Genomic DNA, 25,946 nt, shown 5'->3' with positions numbered 1-25,946 from the left:
TTTTATAAAATAATAAATAAGAACGATTTTGGGATGAAGACTACCGCTTGATTTTTTTAATATCTTGGATACGCTTCTCCGCGATGCGATTAGCCGCTTCAAAAGTCGAAATATTCTCTTCTTTCGATTTTTTTAAGACGTCTCTAGTCGCATTATAAATATTTTTGATCACAAATTCAGTGTGATCTACGCCGTAATTTTGAATTTCTGAGTAACAGCCGATTAATGCACCAGCGTTGATCAAATAGTCAGGCGCGTATAATATACCTCTTTCATGCAGAATAGAACTTGTAACAAGTTCATCTTTCAATTGATTATTGGCAGAACCAGCAATAATTTTGCATTGCATTTTCTGTGCGGATTCCGGATTTACCGTACCACCTAACGCACAAGGAGAATATACATCAAATTCGTGATCGAATACTTCATTGTAAGGTATTGGCTCAGCTTTGTACTTAGCCGCTACTTTCAGCATTTTTTCTTCCGTAATATCGCTGACATATACACGTGCATTCTCTTCACGTAACATTGCAATCAAACGCTCACCAACACCACCTACTCCATGTACAATAACTTTTTTACCCGCAACATTTTCCGATCCGTATAATTCCTTTAAACAGGCTTTTATACCAAAATAAACACCTTGTGCAGCAAAAATGGAAGGATCACCGACACCGCTACCATGAATAGCCTTTGGTAGACCAGCAACGTGGTCAGTCTCGGTATAAATATGTTCTAAATCACGTTGTGTCGTACCTACGTCTAGTGAAGCAATGAAATTACCATTCAATCCTTCAATAAACTGGCCCAAACGGCGCAATAAAACCTCAGATTTGTCCAAACGACTATTACCGATTATCACAGCACTTCCCCCACCGAGATTCAATCCGGTGATGGCAGACTTATAGGTAATGGCCTTGGATAAACGTAAAGCATCCTCAATAGCTTCTTCTGTACTTTCGTATGGTAACATACGAACTCCCCCTATCGCAGGTCCCAATGTTGTGTCATGGATCGCAACGATAGCTCTTAAGCCCACTAATTCATCATTACAGAAAAATAAGTTTTGATGGCCAGACTGGCTCATCAATTCAAAAATAGAATTTTGAGATGTTGACATAAAATGTACTACTCTAATTTGTTTTAATTTTTTAAGGTACTTGATGCAAAAGTAGGAAAATTATTCGTTGTGCCTAACAACTTTTTTTATCCAAGACTTAACATTTGATTTCCGAATGACAGTAAATTCATTTAAATCGTGAAGCATTTTGATGAATTAGTTCTACTTTTGTATTCGCAATATGAAGGATCTCGCCTACTTAAATAAGTACTTTTATAAATACCGCTGGAAACTGATTCCAGGGGTTATTTTTGTTATCATCTCCAACTATTTCGGGGTATTGCCTGCAAAGGTGATTCGCGAAGCTTTTGATTTGGTCCAGGAAAACATCTACCTTTACCGCCTATTCGCAGGTTTTGATAGACAGGAACTCATCTATCAAGTGTTTGGCACCAGCCTCCTGTTTTTTGGATTCGTTGTACTTCTCCTTTCGCTGTTACGGGGCATATTTTTATTCTTTATGCGGCAGACGATCATTTTAACGTCACGTTACATTGAATACGACCTCAAAAATGAGATCTATAACCACTATCAGAATTTAAACTTCGGTTTCTTTCGAAAGAATAATACAGGGGATCTGATGAGCCGCGCCACTGAAGATGTCAATCAGGTACGTAACTACCTAGGACCCGCTATCATGTATGCGATTAACACTGTTGTCCTTTCTATCATGGTTATTTATGCGATGTACAGCGTAAATGGACGGTTGGCGACATTCGCATTAGCTCCAATACCAGTATTGTCGGTCATTATTCTTTTTGTCAACAAAATTATTAATAAGCGTAGCTTAAAAATACAGAAGCAATTGGCCAACCTTTCTTCTTTCGTTCAGGAAACTTTTGCAGGTATCCGCGTCATTAAGACCTATACCAGAGAACAAAATAAAATGCAGGAATTTGAGAAGGAAAGTACCATTTATCGAAACACCGCTCTTGATCTAGTCAAAGTGCAGGCTGTTTTCTTTCCGCTTATTCTATTGCTTATTGGACTCAGTACGGTAATCACCATTTATATTGGTGGAATTGAAGTTGCCAAAGGCACTGTTACGGCTGGAAACATAGCGGAGTTTATTATCTATGTCAATCAATTAACTTTCCCTGCGATGTCCTTGGCGTGGGTAACTTCACTGGTGCAGCGTGCCGCAGCTTCACAAAAACGCATCAATGAATTTCTTCAGACGGAATCTCCAATTGTAAATGGAACAGGCACCAAAGAATTAGCTGGTGCAATCCGGGTTGAGGAAATTTCCTTTACTTATCCGGAAACAGGCATTCAAGCCATTAAAAATATATCCTTTCAAATTCCGATCGGGAAAACACTCGCTATTATAGGAAAAACAGGATCCGGAAAATCAACGCTAGCCAACTTACTTCTCCGTATGTATGACACCGATAATGGAAAAATATATTACGATAATCTGGAGATCAAAGCTTTTGATTTTAAAAGCTTGCGCCAACAAATTGGATTTGTCCCACAAGATGTTTTCTTATTCTCGGATACCATTGCCAATAACATAGGCTTTGGACTGGATCAATTTACTCAGGAACAAGTGGAGCAGGCCGCTAAGGATGCTGCGGTCTACGACAATATTATCGCCTTTGAAGATGGTTTTGAAACTGCTGTTGGCGAACGTGGTATCACCCTCTCTGGTGGACAAAAACAACGGGTGTCTATCGCTCGCGCCCTGATTAAAGAACCCAAAGTATTGATATTTGACGACTGTCTTTCAGCCGTGGACACAAAAACGGAGGAAACAATTCTCCGCTCACTTAGCCGCATTATGAAAGGCAAGACTTGTATTTTTATTGCGCACCGCATCTCAACCATCAAGAATGCAGATCATATTCTTGTGATGGATCAAGGCAAAATTGTTGAACAAGGTACGCACACTGAACTGATGGAGAAAAGAGGTGAATATTTTGAACTCCATGAAAAACAGTTACTGGAAAGTATAGTCGAATAGTTTAGATATCCTGAATTTAACTAAAGGATGTAGACTACGCTGATCTTGATCGGGCAGAACGCATTTTTTAGCTGACTGCCCGATCCACTATGGCTTTCTCTTCTTTAAAAAAAACGGCAAATAACACAAGGCAAAAACCAGAAATACCGGCAGGAATAAACCAAAGGTATTCCCAAAATTGTGAAGAATAGGCCGATTTGAGATAATCCGATACAGCACCAGCAACCCAAAAACCGATCAACATCCCTACACCATACATGGCAATGGTGATAAGTCCCTGTGCAGAAGCCTTGTATTTTTCACCAGCAATTCGATCTGTATAGATCTGGCCGACAACAAACATAAAATCATAGCAGATGCCATGCAATAAAATACCAAATACAAGTAAGAATGCTCTTTCTTGACCATCACCAAATGCGAAAAACAAGTATCGGAGCGCCCAGGCGGAGATTCCTAATAGAATCATATTTTTATACCCAAGTCTTCTAAAGAAAAATGGGATCAACAACAGACAAATTGCCTCAGAAAATTGACCCATGGCCATCTTTGCAGTCGGATTTGGAATGCCAACATTCACCAAAAAAGGATTAGCATTTTGGTAATAAAACGAAATCGGAATACAGATGACAATGGCTGTTACAAAAAAAATCAGAAAACTCCGCTGCTTTAAAAGCTTTAGCGCATCTAAACCAATCGCCTTTCCAAAATCAAATTTTTCACCCTTAAGGTTGGCTTGTGGTGGCGTTTTTGGTAATGCGAGACTAAAGACTGCCAATAGCAGTGAACAAATTGCCCCCATAATAAAAGTATTGTGAAGGGCGCCTTCCGCTATCGATTCGGGTGCGTCCCAACGAAACAAATAACTGATCACAAGCCCCGAACAGATCCAACCAATCGTTCCCCAAACACGCAATCCCGGAAAATCTTTCTTCGCATCTTCAATATGACGGAATGCTATTCCATTAGATAAAGACAGCGATGACATATATGCCATAAAGTAAATAAATACATAGGGATAAAAATGCGTCGCATCGGGTGCCTGTGACATTCCATAGAGTAGCCCTGCTCCAATCAAGTGTAAAGCTAATAGTACGCGTTCGGCATTAAAGTATCTATCAGAGACAAAACCGACAAAGAAAGGAGCAAATACGGCTCCAAGCGACTGCGTCGCAAAAATATTCGCGACCTCCATACCGGAAGCATGAAGCGAATTAATAAGGTATGTTCCCAAAGTTACAAACCAAGCCCCTTTGACAAAATATGTCAAAAACATCATTAGGGATAATTTCACGCGTAATACTGGATTCATCTGTTCATTAGTATTGGAAGAAGTTGATTTTTCTATTAAACACAACAACGCGTCCTGCGACTATAAGGTCTTCTAAGTGATATCGCCCGTAACGACCTAATTAGCAACTTAAAACATCCTAAATCACTGGACATAATCATTGATTTCATCAGTGCCCAATGCTGCCACACCGCTATCTTTACGATTGTGGCAGCACATTTCGCATAAAATTCAGCCAATTCTTACTGGCGATTTTTTCAAGATCGGTTTTCCCATATCCTCGTTTTCCGAGAATACGAAAGACTTTCTGGATATCGGCAATCGTTTCTAGATCATAAGGGCATTGCTCCCGGCCAAAGGCTCCATCGAGATCACTTCCTAACCCCACGTGGTTCACATTTCCCGCCAGTTGACAGATATGGTCAATATTGTTGGCCACAATTTCCAAGGAACAATTGCTTGTTTTAGGGTCCGATATACCTCGGATCCAGTTGGGCACCATCATCCAAGCATCTAGTGCCACACCGATGACGGCTTGCTTCTCAACAAGGGCTCTAATCATTTCATCACTAAACTGCCTATTGTGGTCCACAAATTTGCGGCAATTATTATGGCTAGCCCAGATCGCACCATGGTAACGTTCGACAGCATCCCAAAAGGCATCATCATTCAGGTGGGTCGCATCCAATATCATCCCTAGGCGCTCCATCTCGCGTAACAGCATGATGCCTTGCTCATTAAGCTTACCAGTGGCATCTGTCCCATTAGCATACCTACCTGGCCCATAGTGTGCTGGCCCAATAGCGCGCAAACCATTGTTATATGCCGTTTCCAGATTACTGATATCCACGATGGAATCTGCACCTTCTAGACTCAACAGATAACCAATCGGCTTATGCATATGATCAATACCATCCGACCACAGGGCTATATGTTGATCCAAATCGGCCTTTGTACGAATCATTTTTAGCTGACCGTCGGCTTCCATTGCCCTATACCACGCGAGCTGCCCCTGGGTCTGCGCCCAAGCCTGTTCTGCCGAATACCAACCGGGCAAGGAACTTTCTGGTGTCACAAAACGGGCAATTTGAGTCGCAACGACCAAACCAATACGGCCACGACGCAATTCATCAAAAGTAACTGTTGCCTTACCACGATCTGGCTTATCTTTCATCCCACCTTCCCGACGATTAAGTTCGGTAATCGGAAGCCGAAGATCCCGGTTCCACTCCATGGCATTCATGCTTAAATCCAAATGTGCGTCTACCAAGAATGGCATTTCAAATTCATACATATCAATAATTTATCTTTTTATCTCGCGCATAAACAGTCCAAACCTGATCTGCCTGCCCCTTGTGAACCACTTGCAGGTCACCATAACAAGCTACCGTAGGACAGATATGCCGTGGTACGGCATAAAGGGCATCGCCAATGTTAAATTCGGAAGCTTTTGCAACTTCGACCACCAAGTGCTCTTCACTTTGCATCTTTATTTGTCCAACACGGGGATCGAAAAATTTGACACGGGGTTGCGGCAACTCACATGCAACAGATTTATACCCCAAGTCCAGACAGAGATGATTGTGATCAACAATCGAAACTACACGGGTCAAGAGCACTGCTGCCAGTATAAAATCCTGCTCGACATAATTTTCCGCATAGCCAAAATCCCAAAACACAAACGTTCCGGGACTGCATTCTACGTCGGTGCGCTCAGCGTGAAAAGGGAAACTTGGTGAACCACCAATAACTTTGGCTAAAGGTTTCGAAGTAGACACCTGTGCCATAAGGTAGGCGGTTTCGAGTATATTATAAGAACGTTCGCTTTCTTTTTGGCGAGACTTATAGTCTTTTTCATGAATATGACCATCATAACCATGCACGCCGATAAGCTGAATTCCTTCCAAGACATGGATATCCATAACCAGTCGTTCAATTCGCTCTAACGAAACGCCAGTTCGTCCCATGCCCACATTGACGTCTAGATAAACATCGCTGCATAATTCTTTCGAAAGACTTCGCTTTGAAATATCCTGGGCAGCATCGACATGATCCACAAGACAGGCAAAATGAGTATCGGGGAATGCCGCTATTAAATTGAGAAAACGATCAACTTTAGGTCCTACAGGCTGGTACGCCAGCAAAACATCTTTGGCGCCGATCGCACCTAACAGCTCTGCCTCTGCAATTGTTGCACACTTAAATTTCGTAATTCCCTTATCTATCATAAGTTGGCATACCTCCCGGCACTTGTTTGTTTTAATATGCGGTCGCAACCGGTCAGCCTGTCCATGCACCCTATGTAAAGCGCTTTCGATGTTCTTTACAATACGGTCGGGGTAAACAAGCAAAGCTGGCGAATCGACCCGATCAAGATTATCTATATGACACCAAGTTTCCATATGAAGCGGGTTAGTATAATTCAAATAAGGCTTCTATTTCTACTGGAATATTATCGGGCAACGAGCCAAAACCAACAGCGCTACGTGTTCCAATACCATTCTCTTCTCCCCAAACCGCAGCAAATAGTTCACTACAGCCATTAATGACCCCGGGATGATAGAGAAAATCGGAGGTGCAATTGACCATACCCAATACTTTGATAACCCGTTTAATTTTGTTCAATGATCCCAAATTGGTTTTTATGGTCGACAACATGGTTAGACCAACTTGTCTTGCGGCAAGTTTGCCCTCCTCCGGACTCATGTCACTTCCAATTCGACCGATAATCAGCGTGGCATCATCTAGCACCGGACCATGACCAGAAAGATATAGGTACTTCCCATCGATAACATATGGTTTATAAACGCCTTTTGGTGCCGGCGCCGGAGGTAAAGTCAAACCTAATTTTTCGAATTGTTCATCTGCGTTATACATCTTTAACGATTTTAAAATTTAAAATAATAGCTAATATAAAATTAATTGTACTAGTAAAAGGGCTAAAAGCCCAACGATGGAAACAATCGCCTCCATCACCGACCACGAGTATAGCGTATCTTTGAGACTTAGGCCAAAATATTCTTTAAATAACCAGAAGCCAGCATCATTGACATGTGAAAACATCAGACTTCCGGCTCCTATAGCCAATACCATGAGATTGGGGTCGGCTTTTCCAGCAGTAACAATAGGTAGTAAAACACCTGCAGCTGTTAATGCCGCAACAGTAGCTGATCCGACACAACCTCGAATAACGGCCGTAATGAGCCAGGCAAGCAGTAATGGCGAAATAGGAAGTTGCTGCAAGGTGTTTGCCAACAAAAGGCTTACCCCACTATCCTCCATCACCTGTTTAAAGATTCCAGATCCCGCAATAATCAATAAAATCATGGCAACATCTTTCGCGGCAGACTCATAGACTGTCATCACACTGGCCATCGGTCGCCTCAGTTTTAATCCCAATAAATAAGTGGCCACACCTACAGCGATCAACATAACAACGGTAGGGTTGCCGAAAAACTTTAATGCCTGCCCCAATGTCTCGTCCCTTATGTGATAGCAATAAGGAAGCAATGTAAATAGAACAATGAGTAATACCGGCAGCAAAGCGACAGTCAAACTTACGCCTACAGTCGGACGGAGGTATTCTGCAGTATTTGAGCGATCTTCTTCGCGGAAAATTGATTCTCGAATTGGTCGTATGTTTTTCAGGCTTCTCCCAAATACAGGTCCGCCCAAAACAATTGCCGGCAAGGCAATTACGAGACCATAAATAAGCGTCAATCCCATATCTGCATGAAACAACGCCACGAGAGCGACAGGTGAAGGATGTGGCGGAATAAATCCATGGGTGACCGACAAGGCTGCCAGCATTGGTAACCCAATATATACTGCAGGCAATTTATACCGGTAGGAAATCGAAAATATCAGCGGGACTAACAGGACAAATCCAATCCCATAAAATAAAGGTATCCCAACAACAAAGCCTGTCAACATCAGTCCCCACTGGAGACGCCGTGTCCCCATCAGTCTTACCATTTTTTCTGCAATAATCTCGGCAGCACCACTCTCAGCGATAATTTTCCCCAGCATAGCCCCCAGGACAAGAATTAAAGTCAGGCTCCCCATCACTCCGGCTACTCCCTTTTCGACAGTGCCCACTAGCTTTGCGGGTGGAATACCCAAACAAAATCCACTGAATAACGAAACAATCAAAAAAGCGAGAAAGGCATTGATCTTAAAATAAGTGATGCATACGATGAGCAAACAAATGCTGATTACAATGAGGATTATAGTCATTATATCATAATTAGGACTCTCTCGAATAGAGAGATTACATATTATTTTGGTCTAGTAAATCGTTTTTTCAGTTTCAAAGTAAGGATATTTTTTCATTTTTGCTATAAAAAAGATAAATTAGTATAAAGCAGAAAGGTATGGTTTATCACCATACCTTTCTTTTTACATGATCTACTGCCGTATTATATCGACTATCTGTCGATGACTAAAAATGCTGCTATTTAAATTTGTTTTTTAGGAATCTCTTTAAGAATTTCGAGCATAAAACTCCAAAACTTCTGCACAGAAGAAATGGAGACGCGTTCTGCGGGCGAATGTGCCCCTAAGATTGTGGGGCCAAAAGAAATCATATCCATTCCAGGGTAGTTAGTGCCTAAAATACCGCACTCGAGTCCAGCGTGACAGGCCACGACTTCTGGCGCTTCACCGTGTTGTACCGTGTAAATGGATTTTAGTATTTCCAAAATTTCAGAATTCGGATTGGGGGACCATCCGGGGTAATTGCCCGAAAAATCCACCTTAAAACCACCTAGTTCGAATGCAGCCTGCAAAGATTGGACTAAATCAAATTTAGATGTTTCCACCGAAGATCTCATTAAACATTTGATGGAAACCTTTTCGCCACCGACTTCAACCTTAGCAATATTATTGGAGGTTTCTACCAGGTCTTCAAAATCGGCACTCACACGGTATACTCCATTCAAGGCCGCATAAACACTGTTGATTAGATTTTCCTGGACCTCTACCGGAACTACGGCTGCGTAAGCAGCATCAGTCTGCCTAACGACTATTTCCATAGCCGGTTCCGTTGTGGCAAATTCCAATTTAATATCCTGCGCCAATTGAGTCAGATTCTGAACAAAGCTGCTTGCCTTATCCTTAACGACAACCACTTTGGCAACGCTTTCTCTCGGAATGGCGTTGCGCAGGCTTCCGCCCAAAAGCGACGCAATACGAAGCCCATACTGTTGATAAGCTTTATATAGTAAGCGGTTCATCACCTTATTTGCATTCGCGAAACCTTTATGAATATCCATTCCGGAGTGTCCTCCATGCAGTCCTTTCACCGTAAGTTCAAAGGATAGCATGTCAAAAGGACAAGGTTCTGCACTATACGACTGTGTTGCCGTTACATCAATCCCTCCTGCACAGCCAATATCAATCTCGGTGTCATTCTCGGTATCCAGATTCAACAGGATTTCGCCCGAGAGCACACCACCTTTTAATCCTAACGCTCCAGTCATTCCGGTCTCTTCATCAACGGTAAATAAAGCTTCAATAGCTGGGTGCACAATAGCAGATGACTCCAAAATTGACATGATTGTCGCGACACCAATACCATTATCCGCACCCAAAGTGGTGCCTTCTGCTCTTACCCAATCACCATCCACATACATTTTTATACCTTCGGTATCGAAGTCAAAAATAGTATCGTTGTTTTTTTGGTGCACCATATCTAAATGCGACTGCAGTACAATCGTTTTACGATCTTCCATTCCCAAAGTAGCAGGCTTTTTAATAAGCACATTTCCAATCTCATCTACACTTGTCGCTAACCCCAGTGATTTTCCAAAGTCTACCATAAAAGCAATCACGCGTGCTTCTTTTTTTGAAGCCCTTGGCACCCCATTTAGAGCAGCGAAATTCCTCCAAATTGCTTTCGGCTCTAACGTATCTAAACTATATTCAATCATATCTTAAAATTTTCCTCAGCCAAAGTTACTCGATTTTTATCAGATATCCTTTGATTATTGACTGGGAATAAAAACAAAAGATAGGCGTGATTCGTTCTAATAAGGATGTAAACATGAACATAATATTATGCATAAACCAGTACAAGTTGAACGAAAAGATATTTACTTTAAGCCAGATAAAAAAAGAGTACTAGCACGTTTCTTTTTTCTAGGAGATGATCGTACCATCAAAGTCATTAAACGCATTTTATCCCTTAACGAATCGCAACGGAAGGAAGTCTTTGGGCAGGTTCTGCGAAGCTATACCAAAAGACATCGGAGCATTGTTCATATCTTTGAACGAAATTTTGATCGGGTAAGCCACTTATTGGCAAAGATTCCTTTTTCAAAAGAGAAATTAAGTCATATTGACAAGTTACTGATCGGCTCGTACTTTACCATGGAGTATTCGATAGAGTCGGCGGCCTTGTTTAATCCGTCCATCATAGAACATCCGGACCAAACAGAATTATTTAAAGGGGAAAAACGTATTATTTTAAGTTTCAGGGCCACTGGTGAAGGCCATGTTTCTTCTATCGTTTTTCGCTCGGGCACATTGGATGTTAACAATAATATTCATATTGACTATGTCGGTAGTTTATTGGATAAACCTATTCAAGTCAAAAATCATCGTTATCATAAGGAATCTTTCTTAAAGAAGATGAATGAGCTACATGCCGAGCCTACTGAAGTAAAGTCTAAACTAGAGGCGAAACTGACAGATACCTTTACGTACGAGGAACTGAAGCGATACATTGATGAGGTGCGCCAGGATAGCGAGGAAAACCTTGAAAATGTAACATTTTTACAGCAGGCATTCTGGCTCGCTTCCTCGCATTATGAAATGACATTCTCTTGGGACACTTCTATTTCAGAACGCGTGATCTTTCCGCTCGCTGACACCGAAAAGAGAGGTATTGAAGATGCGCGGTTTGTCCAATTCAAAGATGAGAAGGGTGAGAGCGTCTATTATGCCACCTATACCGCCTATGACGGATTTAGCATTCTCCCTAAGCTATTGACCACAAAAGATTTTTACCATTTTAAAGTGAAACCTATCTATGGTGAAATCGCCAATAAGGGGGCTGCGTTATTTCCCCGAAAAATAAACGGACGCTATGCCATGCTCTGCCGCATCGACGGTGAGAACAATTATATTGCTTACTCTAATAATATTAATATATGGCAGGAAACTGCGATCCGCATCCAAGAGCCCGAGTATCCATATGAATTTGTGCAGATTGGTAATTGTGGGTCACCAATAGAAACGCAATATGGCTGGCTGATCCTTACTCATGCCGTAGGACCAATGCGGGAGTATGTTTTGGGGGCCTCCCTTTTGGACCTGGATAACCCCCATGTTGAAATTGGTCGCCTACATAGCCCCTTGATGACCCCCAATGATGAAGAACGGGAAGGATATGTACCCAACGTCATTTATTCGTGTGGAGCGATTGTGCACAATGACCACCTCATTCTACCGTATGCGATGTCTGATTATGAGTCCACTTACGCTACTATCAAACTCGAAGATTTACTACTCGCTATCTTAAACCCTGATCGCTATATTTAAAAGCACGATATACCTCAATATAAGCCAAATAGAAACAAAGGGTGCTTTCAGCCCCTTGGTTTCTATTGATGCCATACGATTCCAAACCATCGCAGCAACCCTTGGTTTCCTCATCATAAAGTCCAAGACGAAGATCATTCTCTCCCAAAAACCAGCGAAACGAGGCAATCATTCGGTTAAAATAGATTTTCTTATTCGTCAGTTTAAATGCTTCGCGATACATAAATACCATCGCCGTTACATCGAGAGGCTGCTGGCCAAATTTGCTGATATGCTTACCTTGCTTAGCCCATTCCTGATTTCCAACCAATGAAAGAGCGCCATTTTGTATGGTTATGCTTTCTAGAAATTTGAGTGTAGATAGTCCCAACTGTTTTATCTTATCGTCGTTTAAAAATGAACTAGCAGCCAATAACGCATAGGGCAATATCGCATTGTCATAAGTCAATACAGGTTCAAACCATTGCCAATGTTCATCAGAACTCGCGTCGTATTCCCACACCAACTTACCAATAAGAGTCCGAATCAGCTCTATCATCACTTCATCGTTGGATTGGTCGTGCAAATATTCTGCAATTCCCAATACGGTATACGCTATCGCACGGATGGAGCGTAACTGACTAAAATTGGGCACAGCTCTAAAAAATAATTCGCGTCCCAATTGATAGTAGCTTGTCAATTCAGTTTTACGAAGAAGTACGCCCAAGGCCCATATTGTCCGCCCAAAAGAATCTTCCGAACCGATGTCATCGAGAAAATTATGCTGGAAATCCATAAAATTATGAAATAGTCCATCTTCGCGCTGGTGATAATAGATATAACTGAGGTAAGTGGAGATTCGACGATCTAACTTCTTATCAGCAAAATCGTCTTGAGCCAATAAGGTGAGTAGAAGTGCTCTGGCATTATCGTCGATGCAGTAGCCTTCTTTATAGTTTGGCAGGGAATACGTGGCGTGCTGTAAGATACCGACTTGATTAGTAAGTCGATCAATATGCTTCCAGCTGAATTTGGGCATCTCATCTTTCGTAAAGGCTACATTTTCTTTGAGGCCGTCTGAGGTTGGAATGATTTTTTCCAAAACCCGCGTATACCGAAGGCCTATATTTTTCCAAGTTAACTCTTTCCCGAACGCCTCCGCATTGTCTCGCAATGTGGTGCGATAATCTAAATTTGAGAACAGATTTTTAAGCACTTCAGCCATTCTGGCGGAATTTTTAAATTCAACAAGCACCCCTCTTCCATCGGCAAGCAATTCCTTGGCATGCCAATAAGGAGTAGACACTACCGCTGCTCCCGCTCCGATGGCATACGATAATGTCCCACTGGTAATCTGCGCCTCGTTAATATAAGGAGTGACATAGACGTCGCAGGCGCATAGATACTCGACAAGATCGGTCTGACTGACGAAGGAATTCACAAATCGAACATGTTGCTCCAAATGGTAGGCTTCTACTAGACTGCCGAGATACTCCCGATATTCCTCCCCCGAATGCGCCAATACATTCGGGTGTGTTTTACCAACGATGAGATACACGAGGTCAGGCTCATCTTTCACAACTTCGGGTAGGGATTCAATCACCATTTCAATGCCCTTATTTCGTCCCAAAAAACCAAAGGTTAACAGAACCTTCTTCCCCGAAAGGCCTTTTTTAAACTTTGCAAGTTCGTGATCCAAGGTAAATTCCGGCACTCCATGATGTATTAATACAACTTTTGTCGTATTGACCCTATAAATATTTTTGAGTAATGTTATCGCATAGTTGCTCATTACAGTAACAATGGAAGCCCGCTTAACGATTTCAATGAGAATAGCTTTTTCATCGACATTCGGCTTTTCAAGGATGGTGTGAAAATTAACCAGTAATGGAATATGCAGTGCATTAATCAAGGATAAGATATACATCCCGCTATTACCACCAAAGATACCGTACTCGTGCTCCAATATCACACAATCGTAACCGTTTTCATTAATATAGTTGGCCGCTTCAATATACGAAAGCTGAGCATGTTGGTCTATTTGGAAAACAACTTCACTGGGATATACATAATCCCGGTCCGCAACAGCAAAAACATGTTGTGTCAATTCCTCATTATGCAGCGCAACAGCCTGCAACAAATCTGATGTAAAGGTGGCAATACCACATTCTTTCGGTAAATAGGTACTTATATAAGCGATCTTCATTGAAATAATAATTATTGGATAAAGCCCAGAACAGGGCCGAAGCATACGTGTGCTACATTATCTAAATGCTTTTCGGATGAAAATTGTTTTGTGACATCAGTAAGATTTCAAAGAAAACGTGCTTGGGGAGTGAATTCCCTCAATGAACGGTCGTTAGATTAGTATTGTATTTAATCATCAATTTATCTATGTTTGCCACTTAAAACTAAGTACTGAATGAAATCACCAAAAGAGAAAATGATTGCTGGCCTTCCCTACCTTGATTCGGATGGACAGTTATTTAAAGATAGGCAATACGCCAAAGAAGAGCTTAAGCGATTTAACGATTCGGAACCTAAACAAATTAAATTTAGAAAACAGATTATTCAGAAACTATTTCACGCAACAGGACATCGTTTTTTTCTAGAGCCTCCCTTTCGTTGTGACTACGGCTATAACATTACCATTGGTGAAAACTTCTACAGCAATTATAATTGCACTATTTTAGACTGTGCTCCAGTTACTATCGGCGATAACGTACTGTTTGGACCTAATGTGAGCCTATTCACCGCTGGTCACCCCATTCATTTTGAAGCAAGAAATCAAGGCTGGGAATTTGCGCTGCCAATCGTTATCGAAGATAATGTATGGATAGGTGGACATGTTGTTATCAATCCCGGCGTGCGGATCGGAACAAATTCGGTGATTGGCTCCGGATCAGTCGTTACTAAAGATATTCCATCAAACGTCATAGCGGCTGGCAATCCTTGCCGGATCCTTCGCCCGATAACTGAATCGGATCGAATCGACTACGTCGAAAGTTAATAAAGCCACACATGCTGGATGGATCGGGAGCACCCTATTATTGTCTTTACTGACCTTGGCGAATAAAATTACCTTAGCGCTAATGAATAGGTGACGGTGGTATCGTTTTGCTTTCCCGCATCAAAACCGTTCTTTTTCCAAAAGTGCTGTTGATCAAGAAGGGCTTCGGCTAGCACAACTCTACCGTTAAATGTAGATATAAATCGTGTAGCATAGCCTAATAATGCCGTGCCTATCCCCTTCATTCTAACATGTGGAGCAACGGCAAGAAAATGGATCTTGTAGTTATCACCGAGAGAAATTAGGCTGAGAACACCAACGACATCATTTCCATCGTAGGCTGCAAAATGCGTGCCCTCAAAATCACCATCTAGCATCACTTCTCCAAGCTTCCCACCCGGAGAAAAGACTTCTTTTCGCAGTTTCCAAGTTCGGGCAGCAAAAACTTGTTCAATGTACCAATCCATCATACTCCTGTTCTATTGCAATCAGTGCACTGGAAAGATAGTTGATTGTATCGGAAGGCAACAAGGAATAGACTCCAATCTTCTCTACCGCAATATCTGCTGCACGTCCATGGATATACACTCCCATAATAAGAGCTTGTTTGGAAGAATACCCCTGTCCTAGAAGCGCTGTAATAATACCAGTCAGGATATCGCCACTGCCACCCGTCGCCATTCCAACATTCCCTGTACTGTTGAAATAGAGTGTCCCATCGGGCATAACCATCATGCTATTGGCCCCCTTAACCAGCATATAAAACTGGTGTTTGAGGGCGAAAGCTTTCACCATTTCCATCTTTTCAAAATCATCCTTCCAAGGACCTAATATTCGACTAAGCTCTTTTGGATGTGGAGTCAATATACTCTCTGCCGGTACAAATGCCCATAGATCAGGATCTCGAGCAAGAATATTCAATGCATCGGCATCTAATACCAACGGGGTATTACTTTTAGTAGAAATAAATACCTTTAAGGCATCAATAGTATATTGCGTTGTACCCATACCAATACCGATACCAATAGACTGATAACTCGTGATGTTGGGGATTTGGCTAATAAAATCCGTTTCAGGATCTGTCAAGATCATTGCTTCGGGCACAGCAGTCTGTAAGATCGTATTGCCAGAGGCGGGAACATATGCTGTGGCTAAACCGCATCCGGCGCGAAGAGCTGCCCGTAGTGCAAGCTGCACAGCTCCCATTTTACCCTTACTCCCGCCAATAATCAACGTATGACCAAATGTCCCTTTATGATCAAATTTCCGTCGCTTTCGATAAAAAGCGGCGACAAGGAGCTGATCAACATAAAAGAGATTAGTTTCTGTTTCGTCAATGGCCAGCCGACTGAGATTGATATCCAACACCTTAAAGTCTTTGACATACCATTGGTTTTCTGGCAGTAGTAGGGCGAGCTTGGGCGCCTGAAAAGTAAACACCAAGTCTGCCCTAACAACTAGAGCTTCAGGTGGTGTATTTTTATCCGCGAGAAGCCCAGAAGGCATATCCACAGAGTAGATTCTTGCACCGCATCCATTTATACTAGAAATAATACCGTTCCATTCTGCTGTGAGTACTGTATTTAACCCGTAACCAAAAAGGCAATCCAATACGATTGCACTGCTAGGAATAACCACCTGCTCTTCGGGATTGATCTTTTGGATTACCTGGTTGGACAAACGCTTTTGATTAGCAAGATTGTCAGCGGAATACTCCTCCACATCGATGAGATAGACCTCTACCACTGCCTGCTCTTGACTCAATAAGCGAGCAAGCACCAGACCATCACCACCATTGTTCCCTTTGCCACAAAAAATGTAAAAAGTTTCACACTCCACCTTGGGATGAAGTCTTTTAACTTCCTCAAAAACACCAGTTGCGGCACGCTCCATAAGATCCAGGCTGTTGACACCTTGATCCTTTAAAGTTTCGCCATCAACACTCCTCATTTGCTGAGCGGATAGTATCTTCATCGTTCTTCTTATTTTTATTGAAAGTAACTAATCCTGAGATCAAATAAAAATACTCAGTATACTTTTTAGCAAAGGATAGTGGTGCTCATACAGTATGTCATGCCGATCCAATGCTTTCGCTGTCAATAAGTATTTTCTATTCACTTGCTGTGACCTGCTTCACGCCTCCAGTTCGTTTCAAAGTACCCCATGTATTTAATTCTCCTTTAATGGCTTTTCTGACCGACTTGAATAAAACGAAATACATCAGTTGGCGCCAGAAAAAACGTTGTGGAAACAAATAAATTAAACTGACGAGCTTTTCGCCTTCCAACTTAAACGCAATAGCCGCAAAGAAAATATCGACGACCACAAAAAGGAAGTAATAGAACATCACCTGACCAAAACCGGTATGCAATGAAAACAGTCCTGCAATTCCTGTCCAGCTGATACCATTTACCTCACTTAGGGAGAAAAGACCGCTCACCAAGGAGAACAACATAAATATATCCGCCAAAGGCGCAAATAGCGGTAGTATGATCTGAAAGATCAGAATATTGGGCATTCCAACCATACCAAAATAGCCGTATCTAGGATTTAATAAGGTCTGTTTATTCTTCCAAAAACTTTGCAATACACCAAAACTCCAGCGGAATCTTTGCTTAAAGAGCATGCCAACCGTATCTGGCGCTTCGGTATACGCAATTGCTTCTGATGCATTCCGAACGATATAACCGGCTTTTAATATACGCATGGTTAAATCGCAATCTTCCGCCAGGGTATCGGTTGTAAATCCACCCACCTCCAAAACAGCGGATTTACGAAAGGCGCCAATTGCTCCGGGCACTACCGATATCATATTGAGCAGATCAAACGCTCGTCGATCCATATTCTGTGAGGTGATGTACTCGATCGATTGCCAATGCGTCAAAATATTATGTACATTACCGACCTTCACACTTCCGGCAACCGCTGCAACCTGGCCCTTATTAAAATACTTCATCAATTGTTTTAATGCATCTGTCTTTAGTTGCGTATCGGCATCGATGCAGAGTACAAACTGCGCTTGGGATTGTTGGATACCATAGTTAAGCGCAGAAGCTTTGCCCCCATTTTGTTTGGTAAACAGCCGTACTTTAGGATGGTCGCCATACACCTTACTAACCAGCTCAAACGTTTTGTCTTTCGATCCGTCATCCACAAAAACCAATTCATAATCTGGATAATCCAAATTCAAAAGACTTTTTATCGTAGCCAGTACGGTTATTTCCTCATTATAGGCAGGAATGATCACACTTACCTTCTCCCGAGGATCCACAACCAATTGAGATTGCTCTTTTTTACTTTTTTGTTTTTGCCGGATTGCCAAATAAGCAATCATTGCTGTTCTAAAAATTGCCAATACAATGGCAATGGAAAAAACCAGATTCAAGAAGATGTTACCATAAAACAAGGTTCCTAAGAACAAGCGGTTGGAAGATCCACTAAATCCCGAATCGGAAGCATTTTCAACAGGTGGCATCAATTCATCTCGTTTTTTGCCCATTAAATCACCAATCGTTGCAAATTTATATCCATGAGATTTAAAATAATGAATAATACGTGGCAAGGCGGCTATGGTCGCTTCTCGATTGCCTCCAGCATCATGTAATAGGATAATGTTTCCATTATCGCGTTGTTTGATGACTTCATTATAGACTTCATCTGCTGTACGGCCAGGTAACCAATCGTTGGGATCGATATATTCGCCAATATTGATATAGTTCTCTTTACGGCTCTGGGCCACGGGCAGAATTTCGGCCACCGTCTGTGGTTCGGCATCCGCATTAAAAGGAGCTCTGAAAAGAATTGTACTATGACCGGTTATACATTCAATGATCTTTCGGGTGGCGTTCAACTCAAACTTAACACGATTTGGCCCTATTGTGGACATATCGGGGTGAAAAAAAGTATGGTTACCGATTTCATGTCCCTCCTGGTATTCGCGACGGACCAGATCCATATTTTTCTCAGCCATCACACCCACAAGAAAGAAAGCTCCCGGAACACGTTCTTTTTTTAAGATGTCCAATACTTGCGGTGTGTATGTTGGATCAGGCCCATCATCGAATGTGAGCACCACCGTCTTGTCTCTTTCTCCAAAGCGCTTAATAACGTAATTACTCGGTGTTTTTACATACACTTGGTCCTGAATCATTAGCGTCAGTGGATCGTAAGTAAATTTAACTTCCCCGGGGGCGGGACTATTCACCAAATCCAAAATTTCCCCATCGCCAATATATTGAATCCCTCCAACAAGGATGTGTTGTATCTTTCCAAAGTCAAATGGATCTTTCTTTAAGCTTTCTTGACTTAATGATCTTGAAATAAAAGACCATAATCGGGCATCTTCACTACCCAAACGCCAAAGAGCAATACCGGCTAATCCCCAGTCATCAGCTTCACGGATAAGATTAAAATAGGTTGCTGCATCTGTGAAGTAAACATCGTGGTACATTCCTCCTCCGTCGGTATAATTAAAACTTAGATTTGCCGATTCGGGATCAAAAGCAATCTTGGCATTGTAATTATGCGCCAAAATGACGGCATTATCATAAGTCAATGTCTGTCCAACACTACCTTTAGGCCAATCATAGCCATAACATGCCAACGCCAAAATTACCTTGTCCGCGTCGACCTTACTGCAGAGCTCATCGAGATTTTTTTCGACCCATGCCTGATGGGAGATAGCGCCTGCATTACTTTCAATAGAATGCTGATCATAGGCCATTAAGATAATGTAATCATTATATTTCTGCAAGGCAATCGGGTCGTAATCATCATTTTCGGGCGAAATATCTTGCGTGACAAGCAGGCCCTCCGTATGAAATACGGTATAGATATGGGCCATAAAATCGTTTAATGGCTGGTGGTCATCCAACTGTAAATTCTCAAAGTCGATATTTATGCCTGCAAAACCATTGCGCTTCACTTTAAGAAGGATGTCGTCTATAAAACGTTGTTGTTTATCTGGATCCACTAAGATTGCTTTTACGGTTTGCCCGTCAAAATCATTACCACTGAAATTTGAAATCTGTGCGATAGCTTTACGCTTATACTGATGAATAACCTTAAGCGCGGCAGTATCTGCTTTATCTACCACCGTATCCTGATTGGGTACTGTAAAAAATGACTCCATGGCGACCATATCCAAATGACCGATGTTGCGCCGTAAATCAGATAGGGACTGCTCACGGACTTCGTTTGACCAGGAACTGACGTAAAATCCCATATTGATCCTACTTTTTGAGCCAATATGTTTTAGATGCTTGAGATCACGATCGTGTTTGATCTTCTCCAATTCGGATTTTAGAATGGTAAATTCCTTGAATCGCTTTGATTTCTTTAATCTTGCAGTAGACTTTTCAGTCAACGGCGTGTTGGTATTAATTGTTGGAAACGGAGGAATCTGGATCTTACCCAATGTATAAACGACACCGATAACACCAATGATCAAACCAATTACCAATGCCCTGCTCATCCATGAAAAAGCGTACCAGCGCTTTTTGCTTGACGTCTGAAAAATCTGTTTTTCTGACATAATCGTATTCTTATTAACTTCGGCTAAGCTACATCAGAAAATGATCCAAAGGGCCAATCAATAGCTTAAAAATTTCTTAATTTTAAAGCTCTATTCCTCGCTCGATTTCCGCTTAAAATTAAGTATATTCGCTAGATTACAATACGCTACGTAGAAATATGAGACCACTATCTATACTCATTCCCTTATTCTCTTGTCAGATTTTCCTAGGTTGTGGACAGCCCAATATCACTGCGTCGAAAACACAAGCTATCGATTCAGCATCCAAGGAAGCTATACGGACTAACGGAAATCAATTTATTGACCCCAATGGAATGACGGTCAGATCACGTTTTTTATTACCAGAAGGATTCAAAAGGTTGCAATACAAAGCTGATGCATTTGGAAATTTCCTTGAAAATCTTCCACTTTACCCTATCGATCGGGAGGTACATTATTACAATGGAAAGATTAAACCTAGACAAAATATCTACAATAGTGTTGTAAAACTGGACATAGGAAAACGAGATTTACATCAGTGTGCCGATGCAGTCATGCGGCTCCGGGCGGATTATTTATACGGACAAAAGCGCTATAAGGATATAAAATTCAACTTTCTCTCTGATGGCAAACCCCGAGCCTATACAAACTACGCAAAGGGAGACTACTCCTACCCAACCTATTGGAAGTACTTGGAGTACATCTTCGCCTACGCTAATACCGCTTCACTACACGACGAACTTCATCATGTAAAGACTACCCAAGAAGTTAAAATTGGAGACACTTTCATTCAAAAAGGGTCGCCCATTGGCCATGCAGTTATCGTTGTTGATCTGGCCAAGGATAATAGTGGGAAGACAATTGTGCTGCTCGCCCAAAGCTACATGCCAGCTCAAGATATACAAATTTTAAACAATTGGAACGATAGCAAACTCAGTCCCTGGTATGATATAGATCAAGACCTGATAAAAACTCCTGAATGGACATTTTATCCGAAAAACCTAAAAACCTGGGAATAGCCTAAAGCGGTCCAGATCGAACTAAACGCCTCGACTGTTTGCTAGCTCAACAATTACAATAAAATAAAAGATCTTTTTGTCTTTTATTATTAAATTTATATTTTTGTGTCGATAGTCATTTGCAAATGAATCCTATCAAGGTTTTCAAAATTCCTCACAGCGAGCGGATTTTTTTCATTTTTTATTCCGATCAAATAAAAGATAAAAAGCTATTTAAATATTTTATCATGATTACTGAAGCACAAAAAGAATTAGTAAAGAGTACTGTTCCTGTTTTAAAAGAACATGGTATAGCGCTTACCAGTTATTTTTACAAACGTATGTTCAGGCATAATCCCGAGCTTAGACATATTTTCAATATGGGAAACCAAGAAAATACGAGACAACAAACGGCGTTGGCTAACGCCGTGTTGGCCTATGCAGAGCATATCGAAAACCCTATGGTTCTTCTATCTGCAGTAAAGCATATTGGACAAAAACACAGTAGCCTAAATATTCGCCCCGAGCATTATCAGCTTGTTGGTAAGCATCTATTGGCTTCTATACAGGAAGTATTGGGTGATGCTGCGACAAAGGAACTTATTGAAGCCTGGAAAGTTGCCTATTTCCAATTAGCAGACTTGATGATCGGAATGGAAAAGGATCTGTACGATCAAATGATTATAAAAGATGGTGGATGGACAGGCTGGAAACCATTTACGATTGTAAAAATGGTTTATGAGACTTCCGAGATCCAATCTATTTATCTCAAACCGACGGATGGTGGCCCCGTCCCGAAACATGAGGCAGGCCAGTACGTCAGTGTACGCGTGTTTCTTCCTGAATTACAGCTCTACCAACCAAGACAATATAGTCTTTCAGACGCTAGCAATGGCGAGTATCTTCGGATTTCTGTGAAACGAGAAGTTCCTGAAGGAAAGCCCGAGGGTATGGTGAGCAATTTTTTACACCAATACTTGGAGGTGGGCAAACAACTAGAACTCACAGCGCCAACAGGTTCTTTTCTGCTAATGGAGAATGAAAAACCGCATGTGTTTATTAGTGGCGGTGTCGGCCAGACTCCATTAATTGCCATGCTGGAACAGTTGGCTGACAAGAAAAAATCGACACCTGTAACCTGGATCCACGGTTGTAGAAATCCGCATTTTCACGCATTTAAAGAAAGGATAAAAACATTGGAAAGCCAGCAGCAGCATATGATTACTTTTTCTTTCTACGATGAGGCAGTAGATGTAGGTACGAACGTAATCGAGGGCTGGGTCGATCTGGCTAAGATAGACGCCGCTCATCTTCCACAGGAAGCAAACTATTACCTTTGTGGCCCATCTGGCTTTATTAAAAAACACTTTCAATATTTAACCACTCAGGGTGTTGATATTGACAACATACATTTCGAGGAATTTGGCCCGGCATCTTTGCCATTAAATTAACAGCTGCACCCCATCCCTTAAATAGTCATCCCTAATTTGTAATCATTAGCGGATGGCTATTTTTGATTTTGTACATTTGCAAAAAGCAAGAAAATTATGGGCATTTTTTCTAAAACTTGTGAATATGGAATACGGGCAGTTTTTTTTATCGCTCAAAGCTCTCAGGAGAATAAGCGTGTTGGCATAAAAGAAATAGCTGAAAGCATTCATTCTCCGGAAGCTTTTCTAGGTAAGATATTACAGAATCTAAGCAGAGCCGGTATTATTCGCTCCATGAAAGGACCTGGTGGTGGATTCTACCTCGACCATGGAGATATGTCTACACCACTGTCTGAAGTCGTTAAAGCTATCGATGGTGAAAGCCTTTTTGTTGGCTGCGGCATGGGACTTGAATTTTGTTCCGAACAGTATCCTTGCCCCCTACACCACGAGTTCAAGACCATACGCAATAACCTTTCGGAAATGCTTCAAAAAACGACCGTTGGCCAATTTAATGATGAGCTTATTAAAGGAAAAATTCTATTGACTAAAATGCATATCCATCCGAAAAAAACATAATAATCAGGCTAAAGATTAAGATTGCAAACATGTTTGCAGTGTAATTGTCATGTCCAGATGTTGTTATTTTAAATAGTAACCATGAATATATATAAACTACACAATAGTACTGAAAATAAGATTTTTATATTAAAAAAATAGTTAAAAAAAATAGTATCTACCGCACCCCAACTTCAATCGATACGATCGCCTTATAAACTGATAAATTCCCTAAAACATAAGCAACAGTCATATGTCGGAATCGGTATGACAATGAACTACCGTCTCAATATAACCGATTGAGGATAATACACATTATAGTTACGCAGCACTACAAACAAGGAAAATGATTACATTTTCTAAGAGCCTATATTGCTATGCCTACACCTTTATTTCATCTTTCCTTTGGATTAAATAGTAAAAAAAGAAGATTATTTACTGACTATAAGAGCGATTTCACATGATATAGCATAAGGTTACAAAAATACTACACATAATAATGATTAAAAATTGAAAAACAATACTTTGTCGATTTTAATTAAATAAAAAAATTAGCAATAAAAAAGTTTTTAAAGGCATATTTTAATACGGGACAAGGGGTGGATAAAATTTTATCCACCCCTTGTCCCGTATTAAATAGCATCGGTTTGGAGCGATCGCCTACCATATACCTCTTTCGGCTTGTCCATGGTACATTGATGTAAATCGACATAGACCGAATTGATCCAGGCAATGTGCAAACTTTCGATTTAGCAGGTATTTGATGCGATCTAATGCAATAAACGGAAATTCACGCATACTCATATTGCGGAAAATTAAAAATGGCTACAAAGCCTCTAAATGGAACTGTGGAAAAAGAAACGCTTAACCAATAGAAATCTTACCTATCCTTGTGAATAGATGATGAAATTAAGAGCAGCAAATATAATATTGCCATAAGATATAGCTGTTAAGCGTATTTTTAATTGATTTAAGACAGCATCTTCTACTTCTCTAGCCCCAAAGGCCGTCAATAAAAATAAAAGGATACACGCGCTAAAACAGCTTAACCGCGTGGTGTCAGCCACAAGAGCAAAAAATTGAAAATAAGATGCTTCGCATCAGTAAATAATAAGTTTAAAAAATAGTAAACAACCCAAAGGCAACCTATTAAAAACATAGAAATTTATAATACAATTAGATAACTAGCAAAATATAAAGCTACACATCATATAAAAGCGGCTTATAAATTGTTAAGATTTAATTTTCACATTAGAACACAAACCATTTTACTATATTTAAATTTTTAAAAACTTCATGCGCTACGAACCTTCAGCATTGCAATTTTTCTTAAAAACAGAGCTTAAAAAGATCAGGAAGACCCGCAATGTAATCGTCGGAATTTTCATCACGATGTTCGCATTTTCCTACGGATTTTTCCTGTCCGCCTTTTTTCAACACTGGTTAGGCAGTGAAGATAGGCTTACATTTTTCTACAAATCACTCCCTACCCTATCGTTTCTTTTCATTTATTTAGGTTTTGTATTTGGGCTTTTAAGCTGGGTAGTTTATAGGAAGAACCAAAAATTTATTCGGGCATTACAATACCTAAACATCGATGACCTTGCTACCTACGAGCAATACACCAAACGATTGACCCGCATCTTTTCAGCGATAGCGCCTTATGTTTTTTTTAAAAATGAGCTGCTGTTCTTCCCGCTGATCGGAAATAAACGTATTGAAATTAATCAGATCCATCGCATTGAAACGAAAATCATGCGCAATTACCGGGGCCCTAATAGCTATCGCGTCTATTTCTACAATGAATTCAACAAAATCCACCAAGTTACAATGAATCAAAAAGGGGCATTTGACTTCTTACAGGAGCAACTTCGTGAGAAAAATCCAAATCTGGTTGTCGTTGCACGGAATGATTAAATACAGGAAAGCGCAGGAATTGTTTCGGGAAAACAATAGGAAAGTTCAACGCTACCTTCGATAAAATTTTAGACCAATAGCAAAATGCGCTAACCGAAGGCAATCAATCTTTCGCCCACTAGTAAAAAAGCTCGTCTGGAATATAGGCTATATAACGACCTGATTCAGCAACTTCTTTGATTACCTGATTGCGCTCCTCAAGAAAGCGTCGCATATAACGTGTTAAAAAAAGACATTCTGCAAGTCTTCCCAAAACCCCAAACGGTGCCTCGAAATTAAAAATATCGCGCATAATTATTTTTCCATGTTCAACTTCTTCGAAGAAATGCTGATGCTCCATGAAACAAAAGATCCCGTGGATCATTTTATCTTCAAAAAAATAAGGCCTTTCCATAGCAGTTATCCGCACAGTTAAGGTTTGTCTGACCCCGAGATGTCTTGCACGCCACCGAACCTGCTGTCCCATCTCCATCAAGCCAGTCGTCACCCCTCCGATTGCCTCCTCTCCAGTTTTCTTTGCAGAATACTTATGCAGATCAATACTACGTGACAAGTCGAAAACGACAGATAAAGGAGCGTCTATCATGGTATTTAAAATAAGCTGCGGCATAATGTCTGGTAATAAATTG

General features: G+C 41.0%; 19 protein-coding genes. 7 read left to right on the top strand and 12 right to left on the bottom strand.

Features of this window, described 5'->3' with window-relative positions:
- Positions 1-40: 40 nt before the first annotated feature.
- A complete protein-coding gene (locus tag QE382_RS09965; RefSeq protein ID WP_307185757.1) occupies positions 41-1,120 on the bottom strand; it encodes a Glu/Leu/Phe/Val family dehydrogenase in 1,080 nt (359 codons plus the stop codon).
- Between the two features lie 181 nt (positions 1,121-1,301).
- On the opposite strand from QE382_RS09965, the gene QE382_RS09960 reads away from it, so the two are divergent.
- Entirely contained in the window at positions 1,302-3,083 is a 1,782-nt protein-coding gene (locus QE382_RS09960) for an ABC transporter ATP-binding protein (RefSeq protein WP_307185756.1), read from the top strand.
- Between the two features lie 67 nt (positions 3,084-3,150).
- On the opposite strand, the gene QE382_RS09955 is transcribed toward QE382_RS09960, so the two are convergent.
- The 6 genes from QE382_RS09955 to QE382_RS09930 form a co-directional block, all read right to left on the bottom strand.
- Positions 3,151-4,392, bottom strand: coding sequence for an MFS transporter (locus QE382_RS09955; protein WP_307185755.1), 1,242 nt, complete (start codon positions 4,390-4,392; stop codon positions 3,151-3,153).
- Between the two features lie 178 nt (positions 4,393-4,570).
- Positions 4,571-5,665: a dipeptidase gene (locus QE382_RS09950; protein WP_307185754.1), complete on the bottom strand. Its 1,095-nt coding sequence runs from the start codon at positions 5,663-5,665 to the stop codon at positions 4,571-4,573.
- A gap of 1 nt (position 5,666) precedes the next feature.
- Positions 5,667-6,773 (bottom strand): D-TA family PLP-dependent enzyme, encoded by a 1,107-nt coding sequence (locus QE382_RS09945; protein ID WP_307185753.1) that lies wholly within the window; start codon positions 6,771-6,773, stop codon positions 5,667-5,669.
- 10 nt (positions 6,774-6,783) lie between these two features.
- Positions 6,784-7,248 carry a RidA family protein gene (locus tag QE382_RS09940; protein ID WP_307185752.1) on the bottom strand — a complete coding sequence of 155 codons (465 nt, stop codon included), beginning with the start codon at positions 7,246-7,248 and terminating at the stop codon, positions 6,784-6,786.
- Positions 7,249-7,278: 30 nt separating this feature from the next.
- Positions 7,279-8,607, bottom strand: a complete 1,329-nt coding sequence (locus QE382_RS09935; RefSeq protein WP_307185751.1) for a GntP family permease — start codon at positions 8,605-8,607, stop codon at positions 7,279-7,281.
- Positions 8,608-8,828: 221 nt separating this feature from the next.
- Positions 8,829-10,301, bottom strand: a complete 1,473-nt coding sequence (locus QE382_RS09930; protein WP_307185750.1) for an aminoacyl-histidine dipeptidase — start codon at positions 10,299-10,301, stop codon at positions 8,829-8,831.
- 127 nt (positions 10,302-10,428) lie between these two features.
- Between QE382_RS09930 and QE382_RS09925 the strand changes: the two genes are divergently transcribed.
- Complete coding sequence (locus tag QE382_RS09925) at positions 10,429-11,913, top strand: glycoside hydrolase family 130 protein (protein ID WP_307185749.1); 1,485 nt, start codon at positions 10,429-10,431, stop codon at positions 11,911-11,913.
- Here the strand turns inward: QE382_RS09925 and QE382_RS09920 are convergent.
- Positions 11,885-14,098 carry a glycosyltransferase family 4 protein gene (locus QE382_RS09920; RefSeq protein WP_307185748.1) on the bottom strand — a complete coding sequence of 738 codons (2,214 nt, stop codon included), beginning with the start codon at positions 14,096-14,098 and terminating at the stop codon, positions 11,885-11,887. The two genes, QE382_RS09925 and QE382_RS09920, sit on opposite strands and share 29 nt — an antisense overlap.
- 216 nt (positions 14,099-14,314) lie before the next feature.
- Here QE382_RS09920 and QE382_RS09915 point away from each other — a divergent pair, with 216 nt between their 5' ends.
- Positions 14,315-14,902 (top strand): sugar O-acetyltransferase, encoded by a 588-nt coding sequence (locus QE382_RS09915; RefSeq protein WP_307185747.1) that lies wholly within the window; start codon positions 14,315-14,317, stop codon positions 14,900-14,902.
- Positions 14,903-14,970: 68 nt separating this feature from the next.
- On the opposite strand, the gene QE382_RS09910 is transcribed toward QE382_RS09915, so the two are convergent.
- From QE382_RS09910 to QE382_RS09900, 3 genes are all read right to left on the bottom strand, one after another.
- Positions 14,971-15,372: a GNAT family N-acetyltransferase gene (locus QE382_RS09910; RefSeq protein WP_307185746.1), complete on the bottom strand. Its 402-nt coding sequence runs from the start codon at positions 15,370-15,372 to the stop codon at positions 14,971-14,973.
- Positions 15,353-16,876 (bottom strand): NAD(P)H-hydrate dehydratase, encoded by a 1,524-nt coding sequence (locus tag QE382_RS09905; RefSeq protein ID WP_307185745.1) that lies wholly within the window; start codon positions 16,874-16,876, stop codon positions 15,353-15,355. Before QE382_RS09905 ends, QE382_RS09910 begins: the two co-directional genes overlap by 20 nt.
- Before the next feature lie 136 nt (positions 16,877-17,012).
- Entirely contained in the window at positions 17,013-20,435 is a 3,423-nt protein-coding gene (locus QE382_RS09900; protein ID WP_307185744.1) for a trifunctional glycoside hydrolase family 18/polysaccharide deacetylase/glycosyltransferase family 2 protein, read from the bottom strand.
- A gap of 158 nt (positions 20,436-20,593) precedes the next feature.
- Here QE382_RS09900 and QE382_RS09895 point away from each other — a divergent pair, with 158 nt between their 5' ends.
- The 4 genes from QE382_RS09895 (at position 20,594) to QE382_RS09880 (ending at position 25,317) form a co-directional block, all read left to right on the top strand.
- Positions 20,594-21,433 carry a DUF4846 domain-containing protein gene (locus QE382_RS09895; RefSeq protein ID WP_307185743.1) on the top strand — a complete coding sequence of 280 codons (840 nt, stop codon included), beginning with the start codon at positions 20,594-20,596 and terminating at the stop codon, positions 21,431-21,433.
- Positions 21,434-21,660: 227 nt separating this feature from the next.
- The gene (gene hmpA, locus QE382_RS09890; protein ID WP_307185742.1) at positions 21,661-22,863 is read left to right on the top strand and encodes an NO-inducible flavohemoprotein; all 1,203 of its coding nucleotides are present in this window, start codon (positions 21,661-21,663) and stop codon (positions 22,861-22,863) included.
- A gap of 96 nt (positions 22,864-22,959) precedes the next feature.
- Positions 22,960-23,421 (top strand): RrF2 family transcriptional regulator, encoded by a 462-nt coding sequence (locus tag QE382_RS09885; RefSeq protein ID WP_307185741.1) that lies wholly within the window; start codon positions 22,960-22,962, stop codon positions 23,419-23,421.
- A gap of 1,275 nt (positions 23,422-24,696) precedes the next feature.
- Positions 24,697-25,317, top strand: coding sequence for a hypothetical protein (locus QE382_RS09880; protein WP_307185740.1), 621 nt, complete (start codon positions 24,697-24,699; stop codon positions 25,315-25,317).
- 118 nt (positions 25,318-25,435) lie between these two features.
- On the opposite strand, the gene QE382_RS09875 is transcribed toward QE382_RS09880, so the two are convergent.
- A complete protein-coding gene (locus QE382_RS09875) occupies positions 25,436-25,927 on the bottom strand; it encodes an SRPBCC family protein (protein WP_307185739.1) in 492 nt (163 codons plus the stop codon).
- Positions 25,928-25,946 lie beyond the last annotated feature (19 nt).

It is taken from the genome of Sphingobacterium zeae, from assembly GCF_030818895.1.
Classification (GTDB): Bacteria; Bacteroidota; Bacteroidia; order Sphingobacteriales; family Sphingobacteriaceae; genus Sphingobacterium; species Sphingobacterium zeae.
Note: the sequence above shows the minus strand (reverse complement) of the source record. Positions and strands in the feature narration are given on the sequence as shown.